Source organism: Sphaerospermopsis aphanizomenoides BCCUSP55, from assembly GCF_001586785.1.
Lineage (GTDB): Bacteria > Cyanobacteriota > Cyanobacteriia > Cyanobacteriales > Nostocaceae > Sphaerospermopsis_A > Sphaerospermopsis_A aphanizomenoides_A.
Map to the genome: position 1 here is coordinate 1 of NZ_LUFH02000018.1, position 24,614 is coordinate 24,614.

Annotated in this window: 13 protein-coding genes; 10 read left to right on the forward strand and 3 right to left on the reverse strand. The window is 38.3% G+C overall.

Going from position 1 to position 24,614, the window contains the following annotated elements:
* Positions 1–55: 55 nt before the first annotated feature.
* Positions 56–832, reverse strand: coding sequence for a hydroxyacylglutathione hydrolase (gene gloB / locus A0J48_RS06615; protein WP_200321466.1), 777 nt, complete (start codon positions 830–832; stop codon positions 56–58).
* A 539-nt stretch (positions 833–1,371) separates the two neighbouring features.
* Here gloB and A0J48_RS06620 point away from each other — a divergent pair.
* The 8 genes from A0J48_RS06620 (at position 1,372) to A0J48_RS06655 (ending at position 11,111) form a co-directional block, all read left to right on the forward strand.
* Entirely contained in the window at positions 1,372–2,214 is an 843-nt protein-coding gene (locus A0J48_RS06620) for a glycosyltransferase family protein (RefSeq protein WP_200321468.1), read from the forward strand.
* A gap of 104 nt (positions 2,215–2,318) precedes the next feature.
* Positions 2,319–3,491 (forward strand): glycosyltransferase family 4 protein, encoded by a 1,173-nt coding sequence (locus A0J48_RS06625; RefSeq protein ID WP_200321471.1) that lies wholly within the window; start codon positions 2,319–2,321, stop codon positions 3,489–3,491.
* Positions 3,492–3,581: 90 nt separating this feature from the next.
* On the forward strand, positions 3,582–5,828 hold the full coding sequence (locus A0J48_RS06630; protein ID WP_200321473.1) for an ATP-binding cassette domain-containing protein: 2,247 nt from the start codon (positions 3,582–3,584) through the stop codon (positions 5,826–5,828).
* Positions 5,829–5,832: 4 nt separating this feature from the next.
* Positions 5,833–7,044, forward strand: coding sequence for a glycosyltransferase family 4 protein (locus tag A0J48_RS06635; RefSeq protein WP_200321475.1), 1,212 nt, complete (start codon positions 5,833–5,835; stop codon positions 7,042–7,044).
* A 20-nt stretch (positions 7,045–7,064) separates the two neighbouring features.
* Positions 7,065–8,018 carry a glycosyltransferase family 10 domain-containing protein gene (locus A0J48_RS06640; RefSeq protein WP_200321477.1) on the forward strand — a complete coding sequence of 318 codons (954 nt, stop codon included), beginning with the start codon at positions 7,065–7,067 and terminating at the stop codon, positions 8,016–8,018.
* A 175-nt stretch (positions 8,019–8,193) separates the two neighbouring features.
* Positions 8,194–9,162: an Npun_R2821/Npun_R2822 family protein gene (locus A0J48_RS06645; RefSeq protein ID WP_200321479.1), complete on the forward strand. Its 969-nt coding sequence runs from the start codon at positions 8,194–8,196 to the stop codon at positions 9,160–9,162.
* Between the two features lie 4 nt (positions 9,163–9,166).
* Complete coding sequence (locus tag A0J48_RS06650) at positions 9,167–10,048, forward strand: Npun_R2821/Npun_R2822 family protein (RefSeq protein WP_200321481.1); 882 nt, start codon at positions 9,167–9,169, stop codon at positions 10,046–10,048.
* Positions 10,049–10,076: 28 nt separating this feature from the next.
* A complete protein-coding gene (locus A0J48_RS06655; RefSeq protein ID WP_200321483.1) occupies positions 10,077–11,111 on the forward strand; it encodes an Npun_R2821/Npun_R2822 family protein in 1,035 nt (344 codons plus the stop codon).
* A 257-nt stretch (positions 11,112–11,368) separates the two neighbouring features.
* On the opposite strand, the gene A0J48_RS06660 is transcribed toward A0J48_RS06655, so the two are convergent.
* Both A0J48_RS06660 and A0J48_RS06665 read right to left on the reverse strand, forming a co-directional pair.
* Positions 11,369–15,463, reverse strand: coding sequence for a Calx-beta domain-containing protein (locus A0J48_RS06660; protein WP_200321485.1), 4,095 nt, complete (start codon positions 15,461–15,463; stop codon positions 11,369–11,371).
* 588 nt (positions 15,464–16,051) lie between these two features.
* On the reverse strand, positions 16,052–20,590 hold the full coding sequence (locus A0J48_RS06665) for a phytase (RefSeq protein WP_234300768.1): 4,539 nt from the start codon (positions 20,588–20,590) through the stop codon (positions 16,052–16,054).
* A gap of 888 nt (positions 20,591–21,478) precedes the next feature.
* Between A0J48_RS06665 and A0J48_RS06675 the strand changes: the two genes are divergently transcribed.
* Together A0J48_RS06675 and A0J48_RS06680 are read left to right on the forward strand one after the other, a co-directional pair.
* The gene (locus A0J48_RS06675) at positions 21,479–22,552 is read left to right on the forward strand and encodes a gluconate 2-dehydrogenase subunit 3 family protein (RefSeq protein WP_200321487.1); all 1,074 of its coding nucleotides are present in this window, start codon (positions 21,479–21,481) and stop codon (positions 22,550–22,552) included.
* A gap of 213 nt (positions 22,553–22,765) precedes the next feature.
* Positions 22,766–24,610, forward strand: a complete 1,845-nt coding sequence (locus A0J48_RS06680) for a GMC oxidoreductase (RefSeq protein ID WP_200321489.1) — start codon at positions 22,766–22,768, stop codon at positions 24,608–24,610.
* The last annotated feature ends 4 nt before the right edge of the window (positions 24,611–24,614 follow it).

A 24,614-nucleotide genomic window follows, 5' to 3' on the forward strand; every position in this document is an offset into this window, starting at 1 on the left:
GGGGTGTAAGGGTGTAGGGGTGTAGGGGAGAAATCAATTAAAAAATTCCACCCTGCTAGGAAAATTTATCTTTCATTTCCCGAATTCGGGCAAATGTCTGGACTGGATCACTACTTTTTACAGCTAATTGTAATGAAGATTGATCCCAACGTAGAAAGGGATTTGTCCGCTTTTCTATTTCTAATAAAGAAGGAACTGTGGGTTCTTGACGCTTACGCATAGCTGTTACTTGTTCATAACGCTTTTGTAAATCTGGGTTGGCACTATCCACAGTTAGGGCAAAGCGTAAATTGTTTAAGGTATATTCGTGGGCGCACCACACACGGGTATTGTCAGGTAAAGCCCGGAGTTTGCTTAAGGAGTTGACCATTTGGGCTGGTGTCCCTTCAAACAAACGACCACAACCACCAGCAAATATAGTATCACCGCAGAATAATTCTCCTGTTTCACCTGCTGTTACTGGTGGGAAGTAGTAAGCGATATGAGCGCGAGTATGTCCGGGAATAAAGAACACTGTGGCTGTACGGTCAGCAAATTGGACGCGATCGCCATCCTGCAAAAATACCTGCTGTCCAGGAATTCTTCCTTGGTCTTCAAATCCAGCATAAACCTTTAACTGCGGAAATTCCTGTATCAGCTGTTGATTCCCACCTACATGATCATGATGATGATGTGTGTTAAAAATTGCTACTAGTTCTGCTTGCAGTTGCGCCAATTGCTGTAATACTGGTTTAGAATCTGCTGGATCTACTACTGCGGCAATGTTCTGTTTGCTATCATGTAGCAAAAATATGTAGTTGTCTGTCAGTGCAGCTATTCGGATTATCTGCATTTTGTTGCCTCTGTGTTCAGTCAATATTTACCACGATAAAGTAATATATGCTTTGGCGATTTACCGAGTCTTATACAAAGTTGCGAATAATTACTGACTTTTGCCTATAAAAATCAAACAATACCTGGTAAAATCATATCAAATCATACTTTTGTGTTTATGCAAAACTACCCATGACAAATTTGAGAATCTTAATTATGTTAAGCTTTCTAAAATTCAGGAGTGCAAAAGCGATTATTAACTAGATATCCTTGTTATTCACCTAGGTGCAATTACTAGCTCAAATTCATTAGCTCTCTCGTTACAATTCCCTGCTGGAAAATCTTATAAGTACCCAAGCAAAATTAATTGTACATATTGATTGAACACAAAAATGTCTGTATTCCTTACCTATTCCCTATTCCCTCTCCTAACTAGAAAATTTATTTTGCACGACTACTTAGAATTTACACCTTTGTCACAAGCTATAGTTACATTCCCACAGTTACATATTAACCCAATGTGAATCTACATTGCCACCTGATTAAACAAGATAATTTATGGTATCAGCAACTAAAGGCTTTATTACAATTCTCACAGGACTTTATCCTTTTCAAGATTGTGTGCATTTTTTGGCATCAGTCAGAAAGTTTCATCAAGAGCCAATAATTATTTTAACTGACAGAGTTCCTAAAGCTCTCTATCCCTTATTAACGACATTTAAAAATATCATCCTCAAACCAGCACCAGCTAATGAAAATTCTGTTTTAGCATCAAGAGAAGCTAAACTGGCTTTATATAGAGAGTCGGAATTTGAAAAAACAATTTATCTTGACTCTGATACTTGTCTATTGTCAGATTTAAATGATGTCTTTAGTGATTTAGATGATTATGATTTGTTATTCACAGAAGATGTTCAGCCTTCCATTGCCAAAGCTACAAATTTATTGAGGGGAAATCAAACTGAACTCCTACCTTATGTGTTAACAATTCTCCAATCTTTAGACTTACCACTAAATGCAGATAGCATCCAGTATAATAGTGGATTGATTGCGTTTAAGAAATCAGCAAATAACCAAATATTTTTCAATCATTTTCAAGAATATTTTGAAATTATTAAAAATAATCAGGACAAATTATTACTGAAAGACCAAGGTGCTTTTGCTTCAGCGATAGCCGCCTTAAGACCAAACATGAAAGTGCTGCCACCTACCTACAATTATATGAGTAAATGGCAGTCTGTTTATAATATTGATACACAAATAAAAGTTCTGCACTGCACCTTTCCTTACCGTCCTCAATACGCTAAGAATATGACTCGGACTCCTTATACTATAGTCTTTGATAAATTAGCTAAATTATTTTTACCAAATCAGGTGACTAATCCCTGGCGCAAAAAATAAACTGTTTATAGCCATGAATCATCATCTAAATTCAGATATTCCTGAGTAGAAGCATCATCCTCAAAATAGCCAAATTTTTGTAGTGACAGGAGAAAATATCCAAATTGAAAATTTCTATACTGGTGAGCGATCTATCAAGTGCAGGTGCAGGAAGATGGGGAGGCGGTTCTGTTCGTTCCTTCCTGTTAGCACAAGCACTGCAAAAACTTAATTATCAAGTAGAAATTTTAGGCTTTGTATTTGGAGAAGCAGCAGCAATAATTCCTCAATCGGAAATTCAGGTCAATCACTTTGTCGGCTATAATTATCCAAAATTTCTGATATCAGCTTCTGGACTTTTAAAAAAACTGGATGGTGATATTATTTATGCGATGAGACCAAAATCTACAACTTTTGGTCTAGCATTACTAAAAAAATTCCAAACAAATCGACCAGTAATTTTAGATATAGACGATTGGGAACTCAGTTGGTATGGAGGTGAAAAATGGCAGTATCAAGCCTCTATCAAGCAACTATATCGGGATATTTTGAAATCAGATGGAGCATTGAGGCAGCCTGATCATCCATTTTATTTAAAAATCATGGAAGGCATGACTCCAAAAGCTGATGCTATTACAATTCATACTAAATTTTTACAAAAGCGATTTGGTGGGATATATTTACCTAATGGCAAAGATACAGAACTTTTTAATCCCCATCACTATGATTCCGAAGCAAGTAGGATCTGCTACGGCTTATCTGGATATCGAATTTTAATGTTTCCTGGCGCACCAAGACCATATAAAGGTGTTGAAGATGTATTAATGGCTCTTGAACTTCTCAATGAACCAGATTTAAGACTAGTGATTGTGGGAGGAAGTCCTTATGATGACTATGATGCTCAACTATCAGCAAAATGGGGGCGCTGGATTATCAAACTACCAAAATATCCACCTACAGAAATGCCTAAAATTGTTGCAGCAGCACACATTGTTGTTGTTCCCCAAAGAAATACTCCAGCAGCTTTAGCTCAGTTCCCATTGAAATTAACTGATGGTATGTCAATGGCTAAACCAATTTTAGCAACCCGGATGGGAGATATGCCAGAAATTTTAGGTGGAACTGGTTATTTAGTAGAACCTGAATCTCCTGAACAAATTGCCACAACAATTAAATTAATTTTTCGTGATTTAGATGTTGCTAATCAAAATGGAGTTAAAGCTAGAGAAAGATGTGTAGATAAATATAGTATCAATTCTATGTCTGCTATCCTGGAGTCAGTTATTAATAACTTGTAAATAATGATCATTATCCATTAAAATCAATTTTTTCATCTAATTTCATTTAATTTCATCTAATTTAACTTTATAGCCATCTAATCAAACTCTATGTCTACCAGAACCCTACTACTCAGATTTGCTAAACCTTATCCCTGGTTGATTTTAATAACAATATTATTAGGATTTTCTGGTGCTTTATTTAACGGTGTAAGTACGGCTCTGATTGTTCCAGTAATTTTAAGAATAGTAGGGCAAGAAGTCGATTTTCAAGGCGCTCCTGGTATTCTGCAAATGCTCATGAAACCCTTTAATAATGTTCCAGAAAATTACCGTGATGGCATTATGGCTGGAACAATTATAGGCATAATTGGTTTAAAAAATTTAACTACTTATATTAGTTCTTTGACATCGAGTTCGTTAACGCGAATGATAACATCTGATATGCGCGAAGCGGGACTAAGTATTTTACTAAAAATTGATATTGATTATTACGCCAAAATGAAAATTGGCGATTTAATTAACCGTTTAGGCGGAGAAATGGGGCGTGCATCTAGTGTGACAGGTAATACTATTAAATTAATTACATTATCAATCACAATTCTTGTATTAGTGGCTTTATTATTATCAATTTCCTGGCAGTTAACAATTGCAGCGACGGTTTTACTGTTGCTCGTCACTCTCCTAAATCAGTATTTTATTAGTCGAGCTAAAAAGTTTGGTAAACAATTGAGTGATTTATCTAGAAATTATTCAATTGCGGTGTTAGAAGTTTTAAATGGAATTAGGTTAGTTAAGTCTACAGGGAACGAAGAAAAAGAATATCAACGTATTCAAAAATTAATTAAAATTCGAGAAAAAGCAGATTTTCAAGATCAGGTAAATTCACAAGCAATTGCACCCCTAAGTGAAGTAATGGGAATTGCTTGTTTGGTAATAATTGTATTGCTGAGTAAAACGTTGTTTGCTAATCAAGTAACGGGAGTTTCTACTGTACTGCTCACATATTTATTAATATTGCTGCGATTGTTGCCACTGGTTTCTCAGTTGAATAGTTTGCGTAGCAACTTTGCCAGCATTGCCACCAGTGTAGATATGGTCACTCAATTTTTAAGACTAGATGATAAGCCATTTATGGCTAATGGTAAACTTACCTACAAAAAGTTAAAACACGGAGTGCATTTTAAATCTATTTCTTTTGCCTATCCTGGTCACGATAAACAGGTACTCACAGACGTGGATTTGTTTTTACCTCGTGGTACAACTCTAGCATTGGTCGGTAGTTCAGGAGCCGGTAAATCGACATTAGCAGACCTGTTACCAAGATTTTATGATCCGAACAGTGGCTGCATTATTTTTGATGATACAGATTTACGAGAGTTTGATATCACATCTGTGCGAAAACAGATGGGAATTGTTAGTCAAGATACTTTTCTGTTTAATGATTCAGTACGGAATAATATTGCCTATACCAAACCAGAAGCCTCAGAAGCAGAAATTATTAAAGCCGCACAGCAAGCTAATGCCTATGAATTTATCATTAAATTACCCCAGCAATTTGATACTTTGATTGGCGATCGCGGAGTCATGTTATCTGGTGGACAAAGACAAAGATTAGCGATCGCACGCGCACTGCTACAAAATCCGGAAATTCTGATTTTAGATGAAGCTACTAGTGCGTTAGATACTGTTTCGGAAAGACTTGTACAAGCTGCACTTGATCAACTCAGCCGCGATCGCACCACCTTGGTAATTGCTCATCGTCTATCCACAGTCCGCAAAGCTGATCAAATCGCTGTCTTAGATCAAGGCCGAGTAGTAGAAGTAGGCACCCATGAAGAACTCCTCCAAAAAAGCGGTTACTACTCCCATCTTTACTCCATGCAATTTGCTAAGAACTCGGAAACTCCTGGCAAACGCAATCAAAGTTTGCTCCGCATATCTTACGAAATTCGCACACAACTAAACTCAATGATTGGATTAATACAATTATTACTTGATAATCTCGTAGACGATAACCAAGAGCGTAAAGAATTGCTAGAACAATCCTACAAATCAGCATGGAGAATTCTGAACACAATTGATATTTTCGATGATGTCATGAATCGACAAATCAAAGGTCAATTAGTCTCAATAGCCGAACAAAATCACAGTAATATTACTAATTATTATCAAAATTTTAGCTATATATTTGATGAATTTCGTGCTTGCTTAAATCCGATCTTAGCCTGTTTCCGCACACTAGCTGATATGACAGAAACCCAGGAATTTCAACATCAATTACTTGTAGAAGCTTATGAATCAGCAATTTATCTGCTCGGTAATTTAGAAAAATTTGAGGACACCATTAAAGTATAAACTTATGAATAATACTTTACTCAATAAACATTACGTTTTTTTTATCAACGAACAGTTACCCAAACAAGAAGCTCACTTAGTTCAGTCTACCAATGCTGCCAATGGAGCAGCTAATCTAGGCTATTCCACTGTTTTAGTTTATCCCCAAAAAGGAATATCAGCCCTGAATCCCTGGCTGATTGCTAGACCTTTTCAACCCCGACAAGTACCAGCAGAACTTGTTAATTACTATAATTTACAAGATAAATTAAAAGTAGCTCCCTTACCTATGCCTTGGCCAATTGATCATTGGCGCGGTAAATTGACTAATTCTAATACTATAGCCACAAAATATTATTTACCATTTCATATATTACCACAGACAAAAATAGTCCACAGCCGGAACTGGAATTTTATCAAAGCTGCTATTAAAAATGGTATTGCCGCTATTTATGAACACCATCATCATGATGACAAAATCTTTGAACCAGAAATTGTCACCAGCCCCCTATTTCAAATTGCTATTACAGTTATAGACACAATTCGGGAAACCATGATTCAAAATGGGATGCCACCGGAAAAAGTGATTACTCTACACAATGGTTTCAATAGCCTGTTCATGACAAGACAACCAGAAAATTCCTCAGCATGGCGAGAAAAATTATTGCTAGATGGACGGGAAAAACTAGTAGTCTATGCAGGAGCATTAAAACAGTTTAAAGGTATTGACATCTTAATTGAGGTCGCTAAAGAAATGCCCACTGTACAATTTGCCTGTGCAGGTGGCACACCAGCAGAAGTTCAGCATTATCAACAACTCGCCACAGACAAACAAGTAAAAAATATTACTTTTTTAGGCTATATCTTGCATAATGAGTTAATATCATTGCTACAGGCAGCGGATGTTTTGGCTCATCCTCATTGTTTCGGACAAGCAGCAACTTTTACATCTCCTTTAAAGCTATTTGACTACCTAGCTTCTGGAAATCCCGTTGTTGCTACTGAAATTCCCTCATTAACTGAGTTTAAAAATACTCCAGCCATTACTGCCTGGTGTGAACCAGATAACCCAGCCAAATTTGCCGCAGCTTTGAGACAGGTTTTAGCAATTCACCCTCGCAAAATAGATGGCTATCCAGAAATTCTGGATTTTGTCAAACAGTTTTCCTGGGAAAATCGCGCCGCTAAAATCCTCAGTTACGTAGATGAATCCTTTCTGCCTTCTAACCTAAACTAAATTTTAATTAGTAATTAATTATGAAAACTGTAGGTATGATTAGCAGCTATCGCGCTCTAGAATCAAGAGCCGATTGGTTATGGCAACAAACACCATATCCATTTGGCCTTTGGGGTAACATCAACATCCAAGCATTAGCAGAAAAACCAGATTTTTTGCTAATGTATCAATTTGATTTTCCCCAACCATCACCACCACCATCTTTATTAGCAAGGTTAAAGGGAAAAAAAACCACACCAGAAATACACATTCATGATTTACTACGTGGTGTCAGCAAAGATAGAATTATTTATTTATTGCGAGAACCACCTTTAGAAGAAATTATCGCCATCAATAAACGTAATTATCAACAAGCTGAAAATTACTGTGGCTATGTTTCTGGTCCTGATGATTTTGCTCCTACTCCCGATTATATGCCTGCGATTTGGTATCACTCTAATTCCTTTCAGGATTTAAATGAAATGCCATGTCCTGAAAAAGTAGCAACCTGTAGTTGGATTACTTCCGGTATTAGTCGTACAGCTAATCATAGACAAAGGCTAAATTTTTTGCAGTCCTTAGAATCTAGCAATATGCAAATTGATTTTTATGGACGTGGCTTACAAAAATGGGCAAAAACTTCTGGTGAACTGGGAAATAAATGGTATGGAATGGCACCATACTACTATAATTTAGCTATTGAAAACTATGCTGATAATAATTGGTATGTAAGTGAAAAACTTTGGGATAGTATACTAGCTTGGTGTTTACCTATTTACTATGGTGGACCAGCAGCAGATAAACTATTGCCACCAGGTAGTTTTTTACGGTTGCCTAGTTTAGATGCCAAAGGTATTGCCTACATTCAGGAAGTTACCGCCACTCCTGATGCGTGGTATGCTGCCAAAGATGCGATCGCAGAAGCTAGACAAATTATCCTGCACCAACTAAATCTGCTCAACTGGTTATCAAATTTCGTTACTCAATACTCATAAATATATAGGACTCCTATTTGATTATTGATAGCGTAGCTCGGCGTAAGCCATACAAAACTCCGTACATCCAACTCCTCTAAAACCCTATTCCCTATTCCCTATTCCCTATTCCCTATTCCCTATTCCCTATTCCCTGCCTACACAAACCAATTCAGAAACCAAACCGGATTCCTATATGAAAGGTATTTGCACCCTTGGCAATGACTATGTTTTCGACCAACTGGTGGCCTTACTTAACAGTATTGATGTTTTTTTAGGGTCAGAAATTCCAGTTTGTATCTATCCCTTTGATGAACAAACACAGCGCATAGCCCAAGAAATAGCCAAACGTCCCAACGTCTTTCTGTACGATGATCAAGAATCTATTCAGCGTTGGGATCAATTTATGTTAGAGGCTAGTCCAGCTAGTATGACCCGCAAATATAGAATTTATGGCGGTCATCGACGATTTTGTGCCTTTGATGCTCCATTTGACGAATTTGTTTATCTGGATGCGGACACTTTAGTTATGGATTCACTAGATTTAGTGTTTCAGAAACTAGCTGAATATGATTGTGTAGTCTACGATTTTCAATTTAAACATCCAGACAAAGTTTATAATATTGAATCTTCTAAATTACTCCAAGTCTTTGATCCAGAACGTCTAGAAAAAGAAGTATTTTGCTCAGGATTCTACGCCTCTAAAAAAGGTTTATTTGCTCAGTCAAAAATAGACAAACTTTTATCTTATTTGCAAGCAGGTGAAAGAGAAATCCTCTATCCTACAGGTGATCAGCCAGTTCTGAACTATATGTTTATGAGGTCTGGTTTGAGAATTTGCAACTTAGCTCACCACCTAGACCGTGAAAAAGTTACAGGTTGCACCGTCACATCCAAACATTTTGAAGACAAAGATCATATTTTATATGACAAAGGTAATCGCCTCACTTACCTGCATTATATTGGCATTCACCCCCGCATTCATCAAGCAGTATGTACAGGTGATAATATTGAGTTTCCCTATCGAGATTTATTTCTCTACTATCGCTATCTTCATGAACCAGACAAACGCCCATCATTTACAACTCCTCCTCTTTCACCCCACACTCCAGCACCGAATTTACTAACTAGAGCATTAAGAAAATTCAAATTAATTAAAGGATAGCTATATGAATAAGGGAATTTATATAGTCGCTAACGACAAAGTAATGGAAAATGCTATTGCCTTACTCAATAGTATTCGTTACTATGACCAAGAAGTAACAGTTTATCTAATTCCATTTAATGATAACTATACCAAAGTAGCTGACACCCTAGCTAAATTGCACAATGTCAAAATTTTCCCTGATTTAGAACTTATTGAACAACTTACTCACCGCATAGGAGAAATATTTGATCGAGATTTCCTCGCCTTACCCAACAAAATGCGTAAATTAGTGGTATGGTTTGGACCTCTGGATGAGTTTATTTATATTGATACGGATATTGTTGTCTTTGAAAAAATTGCTGACAATTTAGAAAAACTAGCTGAAGTTGACTTCTTCTGTTGTGATTATCATCATGCTAAAGACCGACTCAGAAATATATTTTCTCCTCTAGTTCAAGATCAACAAATTTTTACAGAAGCACAACTAGATGATGTATTTAATAGTGGCTTTTGGGCTTCACGCAAGGGGATTTTCACTCAAGAACAAATGGCAGCTACATTAAGTGAATGTGCAGCCCACCGGGAATATTTTGATTTTACAGAAGGAGTCACAGACCAACCAATTTTAAATTATCTTGTTCTCAAACTAATTGCTAAACGCGGTAATCTGGTCAAAATTCCTGGTGGCGGTCCTGGTAGTTGGGGTGGTTCTCCTAATTTTCAACAACAAGATTATGTTCTTTATGACAAAGGAAAACGACTAAAATATCTCCATTGGGCAGGGATAAAAATGAAGCCTGGTAGCCCTTATTGGCATTTATGGCAGCACTATCGTTATCTACATCAGGGTAAATTTGCATTGCTTTCTCAAGTCACTAATCGTTTATTTTCTTTCATTAAGTAACCGAAGTTTAATATTGAGGAGTATTCCTATGGTTAACGGTATTTATACCCTAGCTAATGACGTAGTTTATGACCAATTGGTAGCTTTACTTAACAGTATTGAAGTGAATGCTGGTAGAGAAATTCCTGTTTGTGTGATTCCCTATGACGATAGGTTAGACAAAGTCAAGGCAGAAATTGAGACGCGAAAGAATGTCACCTTATTTGATAAATCTGATGCTATTATTTTCTGGGATAATTTTGCTACTCAAGTATGGAAAAATTATCCCAGGGCGCAAAAAAAATGGCGCGAGTGGGAAGTGTCAGAACTTTATCGTCTACCCATGCATCGTAAACTGTGCGCTTTAGAAGGTGATTTTGAAAAATTTATTTATTTTGATGCCGATACCCTGTTAATGGGTTCGATAGATTATATATATGAGAAGTTGCATGACTACGATTGGGTAGTTAACGATTTTCAGTATAAATCTGATTTGAAATATGTGTTTGATGGTTCATCAGATTTAATACATCAGGTTTTTTCTCCTGAAAAAATACCATCACATATATTTTGTGCTGGTTGGTTTGGCGCTAAAAAAAATATTTTTTCCCAGGCAATTTTAGACGATTTTGTAGATAGATTACAAGCTGGTGAAGCAGATGTTATGGCTTTAACTGGGCCAGACCAATCTTTATTTAATTACATGGTCATAAAGAGTGATATTGCTTTTTATAACTTTGCTTATCATCAATCAGCACAAACAACAGGTAATCATTGGAGTTCTAGATTTGATGAAATAGATAACGTTCTTTATGACAAAGGAAGGCGTTTAACTTATCTGCATTATATGAGTATATCTGCCTCAGCATTTACTAGGCTGTGTGCTGGTGAAGATGTTGATATTGCTTACCGCGATGTATTTTTACACTATAGATATTTAAAATCTCCAGAACAACGTCCCCAAAATTTTAAACGTCCCAGTTCTTTGAGCAAATTACAGCAAGCTACTACAGGGTTTATAGGGCAAAAGGTGAAAAACTTGAAGGTGAAGTATCGTAATTTAAAAAACAGAATTAGCCAATGAAAAAACCACAAATGCAAATGAGATTAATGTTCTCGATGCAGATGTGGTTCTCAATCAATTATCAGTATCAGCAGATGAGCAAATTTGTTGGCAAGCAGTTCTTTCAGACGCTATACAAATTAATCGACAACTAAACATCCTATAGTCTGCTTCAGCCGAATCTTGTGATTAGGGAATGAATTCCCAGGTATTTAGGTGATTTTGGGAAATACCTAATTGAATTTCTTCCCAAACAACTATCTCAACAATGCAACAGATTAAACAATCGAAAACTCAAATTTAATAATCATATCATTGTAATCCAAATCTCCACCACCAGGTAAATCCTCGAAACCAAAAGTGTTATCTCCTAACAAACGAATGTGATCTACTCCATCAGCATTAACTCCCAAGTAAGGGAAGTAAACTTGCGGATCATTACCAGTGTTACTATCAGTTAACTGGGACAAAGTTCCATTGATAATAATCATCGGAGCGAATATTGAACCACCCGCAATTATCGCACTGTCTGTAAATAAACCTTGGTTAGAAACAGCAAATTTGATGTTTGCACCAGTATTTGCATCTTTAATCAGATTATTGATTGCCGCTTGCAGGTAATTGGCGCGATTAGCTGATGTTGCTTGTACAGTGCCAATTTGTCCTTGAGCATTATCTACTTTATAAAAGTAGACTTCGTTATTAAATGCAGCTTCTCGATAAACGGAAAAATCTGCTGTCACCGTACCTGAAATACCTCGAAAATCAATTAGTTCTGCTTGGTTTGATCCTTGCAATGTTGTACCTGTAGTTAAGGATTCATCAGTAGACTGAATATTAACTACTAAAGAATTGAATTCTGTAACAGTGGTACTTTCTTTCCAAGAAATGATATAACCATCATCTTCTTCTGTAATTCTTTGGGTGGAAGAATCTGCAAAGATAATGTTTGTACTTGCTGTTTTGCCAGCGCGGAAAGAGTCAATTGTACCTTCTCTGACTAAAAAGAATTTCAAGTTACTACCGGAATCAAATCCTAGTAAGCGTGTCAGACTGTTAGTTTCAATTTCTGTGGCAAACTTATCTGGAAGATTGCTAATAGCAGAGAAAATTGCTTTACCTTGGCTTTTAGCTCGTTCTAAAGCTGCTTCGTTGTAACCTTGCTGCCCTGGCGCAATACCGTTGATTCTACCTTGGGCATCGTCAACAATAAATACACCTAGTTCGTTAACAACAGTAGAATTAGTTTCGATCAAAGTAGCTTTGAGTCTGACAGTATCACCCGATCCTTTGACGGTAAAAATGTTGTTGTTGGTAATTACAGCTAGAGGAATATCTTCATCATTGATAGTTCCCTTGGCTGTACCATTTGTGGAACTGATAGTTGCACCGGTTGTAGCACTACTCAAGTTGACAGTGAAAGTTTCATCTTCTTCCACCAGGACATCTTGAGTGGTTTCTACTGTAAAGGTTTTCTCAGTTTCATCCTCAGCAAAAGTCAGAGTTTGAGTTTTGGTAGTAAAGTCACCAGCACTAGCTGTATCTCCGCTGGCAATAGATGTGCTGACGGTTACACTTTGGTTTGCTGAAGTATTGCCTGTGCGTGTAACTGTAAAGCTGACGGTATTTCCTTCTGTTGCTGATGCCGCTGCGATCGCAAATACACTTGTGGTCGGTGTATCATCATCAATGATTGTTCCTTGGGTTGTACCATTTGTAGAACTAATAACCGCACCATTTGTAGCATTACTCAAAGCGACGGTGAAAGTTTCATCATCTTCTGCATTTGTATCTGCACTGGTTTCAACAGTAAAGGTTTTCTGAGTTTCACCCGCTGCAAAAGTCAGAGTTTGAGTTTTCGCAGTAAAATCACCAGCACTAGCTGTGTCTCCAGTAGCAATAGATGTGGTGACAGTGACACTTTGAGGAGTTAGGTTATCTCTGGAACGAGTCACAGTAAAGGTGATAGCATTACCTTCTGTTGCTTGAGCCGCAGCAATGCTAAATGCAGCTGGTGTATCATCATCAGTGATAGTTCCTTGGGCTGTACCATTTGTGGAACTAATAACCGCACCATCTGTAGCATTACTCAAGGTGACAGTGAAAGTTTCATTTTCTTCCACCACAGCATCTTGAGTGGTTGCTACTGTAAAGGTTTTCTCGGTTTCACCTGCTGCAAAGGTGAAAGTTTGAGTATTGGCAGTAAAGTCAGAAGCACTAGCTGTATCTCCTGTACCAATAGATGTAGTGACAGTTACACTTTGTTCAGCTTGGGCATCTCCTGTACGAGTAACCGTGAAAGTAATGGTACTTCCTTCTAGTGCTTGGGCAGCAGCAATGCTAAACACAGGCGCAGGATCATCATTCGTGATCGTGCCTTGGGCTGTATCCTGGGTGTCATCAATAATTGCCCCAGCTGTAGCATTACTTAAGGTGACAGTGAAAGTCTCATCACCCTCAAATAAATCATCTTGAGTGGTTTCTACAGTAAAGGTTTTCTCTGTTTCACCCGCTGCAAAAGTCAAAGTTTGAGTTTTAGCAGTAAAGTCACCAGCACTACCTGTATCTCCAGTAGCAATAGATGTGGTGACAGTGACACTTTGGTTAGCTTGAGCATCTCCTGTGCGAGTCACTGTGAAAGTAACACCGCTTCCTTCTTCTGCTTCAGCAGCTTCAATGCTAAATACAGGTGCAGGATCATCATTGGTAATAGTTCCTTGGGCTGTACCGTTTGTAGAACTAATAATCGAGCCGTTAGTGGGATTACTTAAGGTGACAGTAAAAGTTTCATCACCTTCAAATAAAGCATCTTCAGTGGTTTGAACAGTAAAGGTTTTTTGGGTTTCTCCCTGAGCAAAGGTGAGAGTTTGAGTATTGGCAGTAAAATCACCAACACTAGCTGTATCACCTGTAGCAATAGATGTAGTGACAGTTATCGTTTGGTCAGCAAAAATATCATCTGTGCGGGTAATGGTAAAAGTGATAGCATTACCTTCAACGGCTGAAGCATCAGTGATAGAGAAAACGGGAACTATAAAGCCAAAGTCATCTGCTGTCAGAGTATCAGCTTGAACATTTCTTAAAATGCCCAAGGTTACTTCAGAATCATCTATTGTGGCTTTAACAAGAGTATCATCTCCATCTTGCTCTAGGGTGATATCGTCAAAACTATTGACTTCTGGGATGCCAGCAATGATAACTTTATCATCACCTTTAGTAAAATCTAATACTTCTCCAGGAACTTCAGGCACAGAACCATTGCTAAGATAAAAAAGGTCTGCTCCCTCACCACCGGTCATTTGAGAACCTAGTTTACCAGCAATTAGATCATCATCTCCTGCTTCACCAAATAGCTGATCGCTTGCTAATAAACCAATCAGAAGATCATTACCTTCACCACCGTTGAGGGTATTCTCACCAGTTCCACCCTGAACTATTAACTTATCATTGCCAGTACCACCATCCAATGTATTGATACCACCCTCTATGACATAAAGCTCATCGTCTCCATCATCACCATTCAGAGTGTTATCGTTACCTTCTACTACAGAGAGAAAATCATTACCAGCGCCACCCTTAAGTAAGTTATTGTTACCTTCTACTACAGAGAGAAAATCATTATCTTCTCCACCATCAAGGATGTTATTGCCTAAACTTCCTTCAGCATATAAGCTATCTTCACCAGCACCACCTATTACAGTATCGTTATTATTGGCATATAATTCATCGTCACCGTCAGTACCAATAATCGCTGCTACAACCTCTACAGTAACTGTGCCTACAGATGTTCCGCCTTGACCATCATCAAGCGTATATGTGAAAGTATCTGTACCGACAAATCCCGCTGCTGGTGTATATGTTCCTTGGTCATCAAAGGGGTCATCAGGTGTACCGTTGTCATCGGCGACAATTGTACCTCCTTGCGCTGAAGTAGTGTCGAAAATAGAAATAAACAAATCATCTCCGTTAGCATCAGTATCGTTACTAACTAACTCTGCAACGGTTTTTACTAATGATGTATCCTGTGTAATTGTAAAGGAATCGTCACCTGCTGTTGGGGGAGAGTTTGGTTCAGTAACTTCAATGGTTACTGTTACATCTAATGTTCCTCCCTGACCATTGTCTGCTGTATATGTGAAAGTATCTGTACCTATAAATCCCGTTGCTGGTGTGTATGTTCCTTGGTCATCAAAGGGGTTATCCAGTGTACCATTGTCATCAATAACTATTGTGCCGCCTTGAGCCGAAGTAGCGTCGATGCTAGAAATAAATAAAGCATCTCCAGACAGGTCAGTATCGTTACTAACTAATTCCGCAACAGTTTTTGTTAATGGCGTATTCTGTGTAGTTGTAAAGAAATCATTATTAGCCATGTTTTTATCTCCGTGCTATCTGCTAAGTAATATAACTTGAATTTTGACAAAAATATTTCTAATCGCCGTTAATTTTCTGGTTAAAATTTTAGATGTTTCGACTAGATCTATATGTTATATTATTCCTATAATTACTTGTTATCACTTATTCTTCTGTTTATTTTTGTCTAGCATAACGGGAGCATCCCCAATGTGTAAGTTGATTTTTGGGAAAGAAAGGCAATTGCTCCCAGGCTTGATATGAATCAACCGCAAAGAACGCATAGACGCGGAGCGGCTTCCCGCAGGGTAGGAAACAAAGTTAAGAGGATTTAAGAGAGTTTTTCGTATTGCTGCGTTTATTTTTTTTCTTGGGATGAGCCCCTTTGTCTGCTGCTATATTTAACATTTTTCACAAAATTAATAATTAGTTTATATTGTTGCCGATTGAATACTTGTGATGTTTTGTTAGATGAAAAATTTTCCCTGAAAAAATAGCATTTTTAGAGACTTTTTTATTTTAATTTCATTTTTTTAATTATTAGTGTAAAAAGTAAAACGTAGGGCTAAATCCACCCTACAGTTTACTTAAATTCTGAACATCTTGATTCAGACAAAAACAAAATTATCAGCAGTCAAGCTGGTGGCATCAATACCATTTAAAATAGCAATGGTTGTAGTACCCACCATAATACTGTTACCGCTTAAGGTCAGGTCATCAAAGCCAAAATCTGCACCTTGACCACCAATACCTAACACATCAGTACCAATTTCCCAGTCAGTAATGGTGTTAGCCTCACTAGATAGATCACCACCGTTGAGTATCCAGAATTGGTCAGCACCTATACCACCAGAGAGTAAGTTACCACCACCTTCTTGGACAAATAATTGATCGTCACCGTCACCACCTAAAGCACGACCATCTGCACCTAGGTAGAAAATATCATTACCAACACCACCGGCAAGACGGTAGTCAGTAGCATCTGTAGCATCTAGTTCATCATTTCCACTACCACCAAAAGAGCGATCGCCATCACCCACATAGATAACATCAGCACCACTACCACTAAAGACACGGTTATTACCAGCTAGGCTACCACCAAAGGGAATATCTACTTCATCGTTGCCAGCACCTGTAAATACAATATCTTGAATACCGTCTAACTGGACAACACCATTAACTTCCAAACCTGCAATTAAAGTATCCGAATTTGGACTACCAAAAACCAATTCTGGCTCATCATCAAATACAGTTGCAATATTATTGGGTAGCTCAATAATGCCTAGTTGTTCCGGAGTTGTAGTTCCTGTCACATTGAAATCATTATCATTAATTACAGCCAGAGTGTTGGGTGCAACTAAGGCTAAACCTTCTAATTTTTCTACACCTGTATAACCTATTTGCGCTGCATTGACAATTAAACTCTTACTCACAGGAGTAATCCCAGCAGCAGTTAATTCAGATGGACTCAACTCTTCAATTTGTTTATCTGCTGGCAAAGTAAAATTAGCCGGATTATTGATATTAGTTGCTGCGGCTAAATCAATTTGGTAAATCAGTTTATTAGAAGTTTCATCACTTCTATCATCTCGTTCTACAACTGCAAATTTACCATTACCCAAGGCAACAGCATCACCAATTTTGTCAGTTTTAGCATTCCCAGTTCCGGTAACATCATCCAAAAGATAGAGATATTCACCAGTTACTTGTTTAGAAACTATATCAAATTCTAGAATTCGCAAATTTCGGGAATTTCTAGAAGTTGTATCTCCAGAACTATCAGGATTATCAATTGCACTCTGAATAAAAGCATAAAGCTTGTTACCTTCCAAAGCTAGGGCTTCAAATCCCCGATTATTACGACGTTGGGCGTAAACTGCTGGTAATACTTCAGTCCCAAAAGTCCCCACTGGTTCACCGTCTGCTGCGGCTGTTCCTTGGGGAATAAAACGGTCGAGTAATTTACCATTGACATCAAAATGATAAATTGCCGGACGGTATTCATCCACCATCCAGAAATCTCCATTTTCTGCAACAACAATACCTTCTAAATCTGCACCAAAAGGATCATTAGGTAATACTTCACCTTCTAAATCAACAGCAACTTCATCAGTATAAGCCGTTCCACCTTCTCCAGCTTGTACATTAGGAAGTCCCGTTAATGGTGTTGTCCCATCTGCACGGAATAAACCAGTTCTTTGAGTAATAGTGATTTCACCTGTAGTTTGATTCAGTTCAAAACTGACTATTTCTGGTTGAAAATCAGGTAATAAAAACGGTCTATTTTGACCTGTGGGTTCACCATTTGGACCTCTGTCTGTATGGGTAACAAATTTGAGATTGCCGTTATTTGCAATTCCTTGGAAATACAAACCAGAAAAACCACCCAAAAAGATATCTTGACCAGCAGAAGTAGTTCCTAATTTGGGTAAATCTTCAAATTCATAATTAGTCAATCTGGGTTGAAGTACAGGGTTACGAGGGTCATAACTGGTGGTATCAATTGTGAGAGAGTCGGAGAAGGCATTAGCAATATTTTCCCAAGGGACAAATTTAAAGTTGCTACTGATATTTTCTATTTCGCCATCATCCTCAACCAGTACCGCTGGGTCATTACTACCATCTTGGGTAACAAATAAACCAAAGGGGAAGTCAGGTCCTAAAGGTACATTAACGACATCTGCACCATCAGATTCTTGTACACTGTCGATATCTCCATTGTTACCAACACCAAAACGTCCTAAAAATTCGTTGTTACCTTCACGGGTGTAGACAGCAAAGGTATTATCGCCTTGGCTAGATGCCAGCAAATAACCTGTACCATTTGCACCGTAATAAATAGTCAGTCCTTCAACGTCATCTGTGAGGTTGGCACCACCCAAAGCTTTGACTGTATCAATTAATTTTCCAGTAGTACCACCATTAGGTTCAGCATCAAACTTCCAGATACCGACATTTTCCTGACCAATGTAAAGAAAACCAGTTTCTTGGTCTACAACCATACCCTCAGTTTGGGGGTCAATTCCTGCGTCTGTGGGAATAGTAAATTCCCGGACTCTTTCGACACCTATTTTGCCATTACCTTTGTCAATAAGTTTGAATTGGGCAACATCTCCGGTTTCACGACGACTGGTAAAGACATAGTAATCATTGGTGAAAGGACTACGATAAAGAGCGAGTCCATAGGAACTACGAGAAGAGGGGTCGTAGGGAGGTTCAAAAGGTGCAGCTTGAAAAAGAGTACCAATGCTGCTGTCGGTGATATCTTCTAGGTAATTATTATCGGTAGCATTGGGGTTAATTGTGAAGATTGCTAATTTGTCATTATTGCGATCGCTTGCTACGGCAATATCTACTGTTTCACTACCTAGTTGAAAACCATATTGCAGGTCAATGTTATTGTAACGAATACCACCAGGATTTATTTCTTGCAAGAGATTTCCAGACAAGTCATAAACCCGCAGTCCGGCATTTTTTACTGTAGTTAATACTAAACTGTCGGCGGAATTTGTCGCATTGACATAGATAGCTGGATCATCAGCATCACCCCTTTGGTCTTCAGGCAAATTATCATCATCCAACAGTGCTGGCGTGGTTTCCACTGTAGGTGTTGCACTAGGAAGTATTTCATACAAGCTCACAGTATTACTAACTTCGTGAGAAACTGCCAGCATCGGTTTACCATTAGAACTATCTTCAGCAGAGATAAATTTTAAACCTTCAGGACTGATATCACCTTCAGTTCTAATATACTGGACAAATTCCGGTGCAGTTGGATCACTGAGGTTATAAACCATCACCCCACCACCAGCACGTTCTAACCCAATAAATCCATAAGTTACATCATCAATTACACCAACAACAACACTTTCTGGTTCAGGGCCTTTATTATCAGAACGAGTGTCAACTTCATCAGGAGAACCATCATTAGCATTGAAAAGTGTGGGAGTTTGTTGAGCTAAAATTTGCTCAAATTGGTCGCCACTATCATAGACTAATTCACCTGCGGCATTCCAAATGGTAAAAGAACGACCACCGTAAGCGTAAAGTTGATCAAAATCTCCATCTCCGTCTGTATCTCCCAGAGTATTAGTAATAATTAGACGACCTATATTTTCATCACTTTGTAATTCAGCCGCATTAGGAAAAGCTGTGGGGTCTAATACAACATCCTTAACTCTTATTTCTTCATTGAAAATATCACCTTCCTCGTCATTAGGAGCAGGTAAAATGCCATCATCCGTAGGACGAATGCGTGCATCTCCTTCATTAGCAGTAATGTAATAGGTTTCATCACCAACTTGGAAAGAGCTAATACCATCTGGTAAATACATACCGAAAACAGGCCAATTTTGGATATTGATGCCATCATCTCTATCACTAGCATCTAGACCATTTCCAGGTAAATTATAATCTTTAAAACCAAGCGGTAAAATATCGGTAATAGTCCCACTGGCGATATCAAGAACAGCAACAGCATTATTTTCTTGAAGAGTAATTAAAGCAGTTTCACCATCAGGATTAACTGCTATATACTCAGGTTCAAAATCTTCAGAAGCTGAAGCATTCAAACCAAAAATTCTCACTCCATCTGCTTGTAAGGTTTCTTCTTGTCCATTAAAAGCAGTAAAATCCGCAGTTGTAACTTGACTATTATCTAAACTGGCAATATCTCCAGAAACATCAATAATACTAACTGAGCCTTCAGGATCAATAGTATAGTCTTCACTAGGTTCTCCTTCATTAGCAACAAGTAATTTGCTACCATCAGGTGTGAAAGTGATCATATCAGGTAAAGCACCCACTGTCACTTCTGCAATTTGAGTGAGAGTAACAGCATCAAAGAAAACAACTTTACCTGGGTCAGTAATATTATTAGCAGAAATAGCAACAGCAACAATGCTATTTTCAGTACCTGTTCCTTTTCTGACAGCTACACTTTGAATTCCTGAACCTAAGCTAGAGAGGTCAATTTGATCAATTTGAGTAGGGTTAGTTGGATCAGCAGCATCAACTACTTGCAGAACCGGTTGATCTGCCGATACTCCAGTGACAAATAAGCGTTGAGATTGGGGGTCAAAATCAGAAATTTCCGCGCCGCTTAAGCTAACAGTGCCGATGTGGTTAAGTTGAATTGTATTTGTCATTGTTATATATGCAATTAGAAATTGCTCGTTAATTAACGGACATGAGTAATGATGATTAAATCTGCATCAGATATATCAACCTATCCCAGTGAAATTAAGATATAACTAGCAAAAGGTTAAGAAATGAGACTCATCACAACCGCCAAGGCTGTTAGGACAGTTTTAATTGTTCAAAACCTTGAAATAATTGGGTTTACACTCAGCAAAGGCTCACAGCCCTACTCACAACATTTGTGATCCAGCCATTTAAAAATATCAGTATGCCTAGAAAAAAAAGAACCTGAGCAATATGGCTCGCAGTTGTACTGTTGCTCATTTGATCAGCTGTTGTGCTTTTAATTTGTATAATCTTAGCGGGCAAGATGCCCACACCACAAGATTTAGGCATTTTATGATCATAAAATTTAGGTGCTTAACAGCTTTAACCGTTAAGATTGCTTGCCAATTTTGCCAACCTTCATAGAGGTATGAATTATAGCTATAGCCAAGACGGTTAGCAATACTTTTCGGTTAAGCTCAAAACCACGAAATCACGTAGGTTGGGTTGAGGAACGAAACCCAACATTGACAAGGGTTTATTGGGTTTCACTTTATTCAACCCAACCTACAAAAATCCTTAACCGAACAGTATTGAGACGGTTAGGACATGATAAATGTCCGAGTATTTCACTCTTGCCTCTTGCCTTTCTATAGCAGAAGGCAAAATTATCTTTGCATCTATCTAAAGTAAGATTTTTCAAACTAGAAATAATTTCAGATTTTTATACATAAATTTCTGGAAACAATCTCAACCAATTGTATTCAATAAAAACAAGTTTTCTGAACCTGTATTAACCTGGTTTAAATCACAAAACGAAACGCTGCTTAAATCGAGCAGGAGATAAATCAATGGCAGTAGAAATCGTCCCCACCGATGATCAATATGTACTAAACCAATGCACAAAATTTTTAGCTAGGTCTAACACAGATCCTAGGCATAACTTTGGACAATTAACTGATGATGATCCTCGGTCACGCATTGCTGAAGCTTGGCGATTTCCCATTATTGATAGTTACAGTGATGGTAAAGACTTTGTGAAAAGCTACTCCTCAAACTTAGTAACTTTCGTCTATCAACAACAAGGTAATACAACACCAAAAAACGTTAGTATTATTGGCACATTTGCCAATCTCTTTGAACCAATTCCCCTCAAACCAGTAAAATTTTTAGGCGAAGAAACAGGATACTACGCCTTATCAATTGTTGTTCCCAAAGCCCAATTTCACACTTATAAATTTATTGTGGATAGACAAGCAATTCTTGATCCCATTAACCCTCAACGCGCCCAACTCGATAATGGCCAATTCTGGTCAAGATTTTTTACCCAACTTTGTACAGAACCTTTGAGCTTTGAAGATTGGGAATTTGAAATTTTATCTCGCTTAGTAGATCACATTTTACCCTTCCGCACGGCTGAAGGCGAGAACTTCTTGAACCGTCAATACAATTATCTTGGTAAACAAGATAAACAAGTGCAATATGCCTTTGCTTATCGTCTAGATCAATCTGTAGGGGCAGTTAATTACATTGACAACATTTTAGCAAGGGAAGAAAATCACCACCTAATTGATTACAAAATTTGCCTTGGTCAAATTGACAGAATTCTGCGTCAGAGAAATCCTTACATTAACCCTCAAGATGTTTCCAAAGAGTTATACATTGACCTGTATAACGAAATGGCAAATAATCAAGTTAATGGGTGGAATTATCAACAATATCAAGAACCTCGTTATTTCCTTCAATTATTACGTCGCCACACCTACACAGGTGCTTTTTCCCATCCTAAATATGGCGGTAATGTCGGCGGTACAGGTTGGGCTTATTTGGCTGAAAGATATACAGATGACAAAGGAAAAACTTTGTTTAATTGGCGCAGATCTATAGAAAAACCCCTCGGCATTAATAGCGATTATCGAGGCTAATATAGCAATCCTAAATAAGATATGAACACCTCTTTTTCTCTACCTCTGCGCTCTCTGCGCCTCTGCGGTTTGTTTTAAAAATTACGTTCATAAATCAAATAGGATTGTTATACCAAATTGGAATCAGGATTTTCAGATTAAAGGATTAACAGATTAATTGGCAAATTATTAATCATGATTATCCTTTCATCAATATCCATCAGGAGAAGATAAATGGAAACTCAATTTGATGTCGTAATTATTGGTAGCGGTGCTGGTGGTGCGCCTATTGCTCACACCTTAGTTAAAGCCGGAAAATCGGTATTGATTTTGGAAAAAGGCCCCCTGTTTAAACCTCAATATCAAAACCCCAATGGGTTAAGTGATTTTAAACGAGATGAACTATTTGCGGATGGACCAGAAAAGCGGATTCGTATTCCTGGAGTAGCCAACGAAAACGAAGCTTTCTATTCTAGCCACGTTGAACCAGATATTAACGACGAGCCACATATTTATCGTGGTTTTGATGGTAAAGATCGAGCCACAATTGAAGGTTATACAGCCCAAGTTGTCGGGGGCGGTACTCAACTTTATGGTGGTGTTTCCCTGCGATTTACACCTACCGATTTACGGCTACAAAGCTTTAATGCTGGACGTAATGACCTCAAAGAAGATCCTAACGGCGATGTCCAACGGGAAGCCCGTGATTGGCCGATTAGTTATGAACAACTAGAGCCATACTATTTGAAAGCTGAATATTTAGTTGGCTTTAATGGTACGGTCGAGAACCAACTCAAGCCATTTAGTGGCGATAAGTATCAACCACCTTTAGAACCTAATCCTATTAGTATCTATGCGAAGGTGGGTATGGAGCAGATAGGTAAACAACTCAACAATAACAACCCTATCAAGCCCTATCGGACACCGTTAGCGGTGATTACCCGTGACCATGAACCCAGTGGACGCAAAGCTCCCCAAGATCCAGAAACGATTAAAACCAGTTATGTGAATCGTTTTGGTTGTCCTCTAGGTTTGAAATCAAATACTTGGGTATCTTTACTCAGTCCCATTGCTAACCAACCAAATTTTGAGATTCGCACTAACTGCGTAGTTACTCATTTGGAAAGTGATGGGTCGAAAGTTAGCCGAGTGGTTTACCGTGATCCCAGTGGCAAAACTCGGTTTGTGCAAGGAAAAATCGTCGTTGTGGCTTGTTCAGCAATTGAATCAATTCGGTTGTTAAAACTGTCTGCACAAATGAGTTCGGAATTCGATCGCCGGATCAATCAAAATGACCTCTTAGGAAAGTATTTTCTAACTCACTGTTTTGGTGGTGCTAGTGCTTTGATGCCTACTCGCAGTGATAAATCACAGGCTTTAGATGCTGATTGGGCTACTGATGCTTGCGCTACTGATGATTTTCTCAAAAGCCGGGGACTTTGGGCAGGTGGTGCAATTTACAACAACACCTCAGACCAAGCTTTACCTATATCCCTAGGACGCACCCAGGGTAGTCAAGATTTAGATACTCTCTGGAAAGGCTTTATTAATAACACCAGTTTGGCTGGTCAAGGTTTGGCAGATTTCCTGGATCAATATATGGGTAGAGGTCTATCTGTCAGCTTTATGGCTAATCAAGTACCCCTGAAAACAAATCGCATCGAACTACATCCGACAATTAAGGATAAATGGGGTCGTCCAGTTGCCTACATTATTAAAGAATGGCACAGCCATGATCGGTATCTGATGAATACCCTGGCGGATATGTGCAAACAGGTTTTAGATAACGGACAAAATGCCCCAGGCGATCGCAAATTCCCTTATGAATTTTTGGGTTCTGGCGGCGTATACATGGCAGAAAACGCCCTAGCACGGATTGCTAATCATATTCTCGGTGGTGCAAGATTCGGCACTGATCGCAAAGACTCAGTATTAGATGTGAATTGTCGAACTTGGGATTTTGATAATCTCTACGTGACTGATGGCTCTTTTATGCCCACATCAGGGGGTGCTAATCCGACTTTGACAATTCAAGCCAATTCTTTCCGTGTCGCTGACGAATTACTCAAGAGGCTTTAGTATT

What these genes read in the sequence shown, in the direction of transcription:
- gloB (WP_200321466.1), bottom strand. Translation starts at nt 832, where the DNA reads ATGCAGATAATCCGAATAGCTGCACTGACAGACAACTACATATTTTTG.
- A0J48_RS06645 (WP_200321479.1), top strand. Translation starts at nt 8,194, where the DNA reads ATGAAAGGTATTTGCACCCTTGGCAATGACTATGTTTTCGACCAACTG.
- A0J48_RS06620 (WP_200321468.1), top strand. Translation starts at nt 1,372, where the DNA reads ATGGTATCAGCAACTAAAGGCTTTATTACAATTCTCACAGGACTTTAT.
- A0J48_RS06640 (WP_200321477.1), top strand. Translation starts at nt 7,065, where the DNA reads ATGAAAACTGTAGGTATGATTAGCAGCTATCGCGCTCTAGAATCAAGA.
- A0J48_RS06630 (WP_200321473.1), top strand. Translation starts at nt 3,582, where the DNA reads ATGTCTACCAGAACCCTACTACTCAGATTTGCTAAACCTTATCCCTGG.
- A0J48_RS06680 (WP_200321489.1), top strand. Translation starts at nt 22,766, where the DNA reads ATGGAAACTCAATTTGATGTCGTAATTATTGGTAGCGGTGCTGGTGGT.
- A0J48_RS06635 (WP_200321475.1), top strand. Translation starts at nt 5,833, where the DNA reads ATGAATAATACTTTACTCAATAAACATTACGTTTTTTTTATCAACGAA.
- A0J48_RS06675 (WP_200321487.1), top strand. Translation starts at nt 21,479, where the DNA reads ATGGCAGTAGAAATCGTCCCCACCGATGATCAATATGTACTAAACCAA.
- A0J48_RS06660 (WP_200321485.1), bottom strand. Translation starts at nt 15,463, where the DNA reads ATGGCTAATAATGATTTCTTTACAACTACACAGAATACGCCATTAACA.
- A0J48_RS06650 (WP_200321481.1), top strand. Translation starts at nt 9,167, where the DNA reads ATGAATAAGGGAATTTATATAGTCGCTAACGACAAAGTAATGGAAAAT.
- A0J48_RS06665 (WP_234300768.1), bottom strand. Translation starts at nt 20,590, where the DNA reads ATGACAAATACAATTCAACTTAACCACATCGGCACTGTTAGCTTAAGC.
- A0J48_RS06655 (WP_200321483.1), top strand. Translation starts at nt 10,077, where the DNA reads ATGGTTAACGGTATTTATACCCTAGCTAATGACGTAGTTTATGACCAA.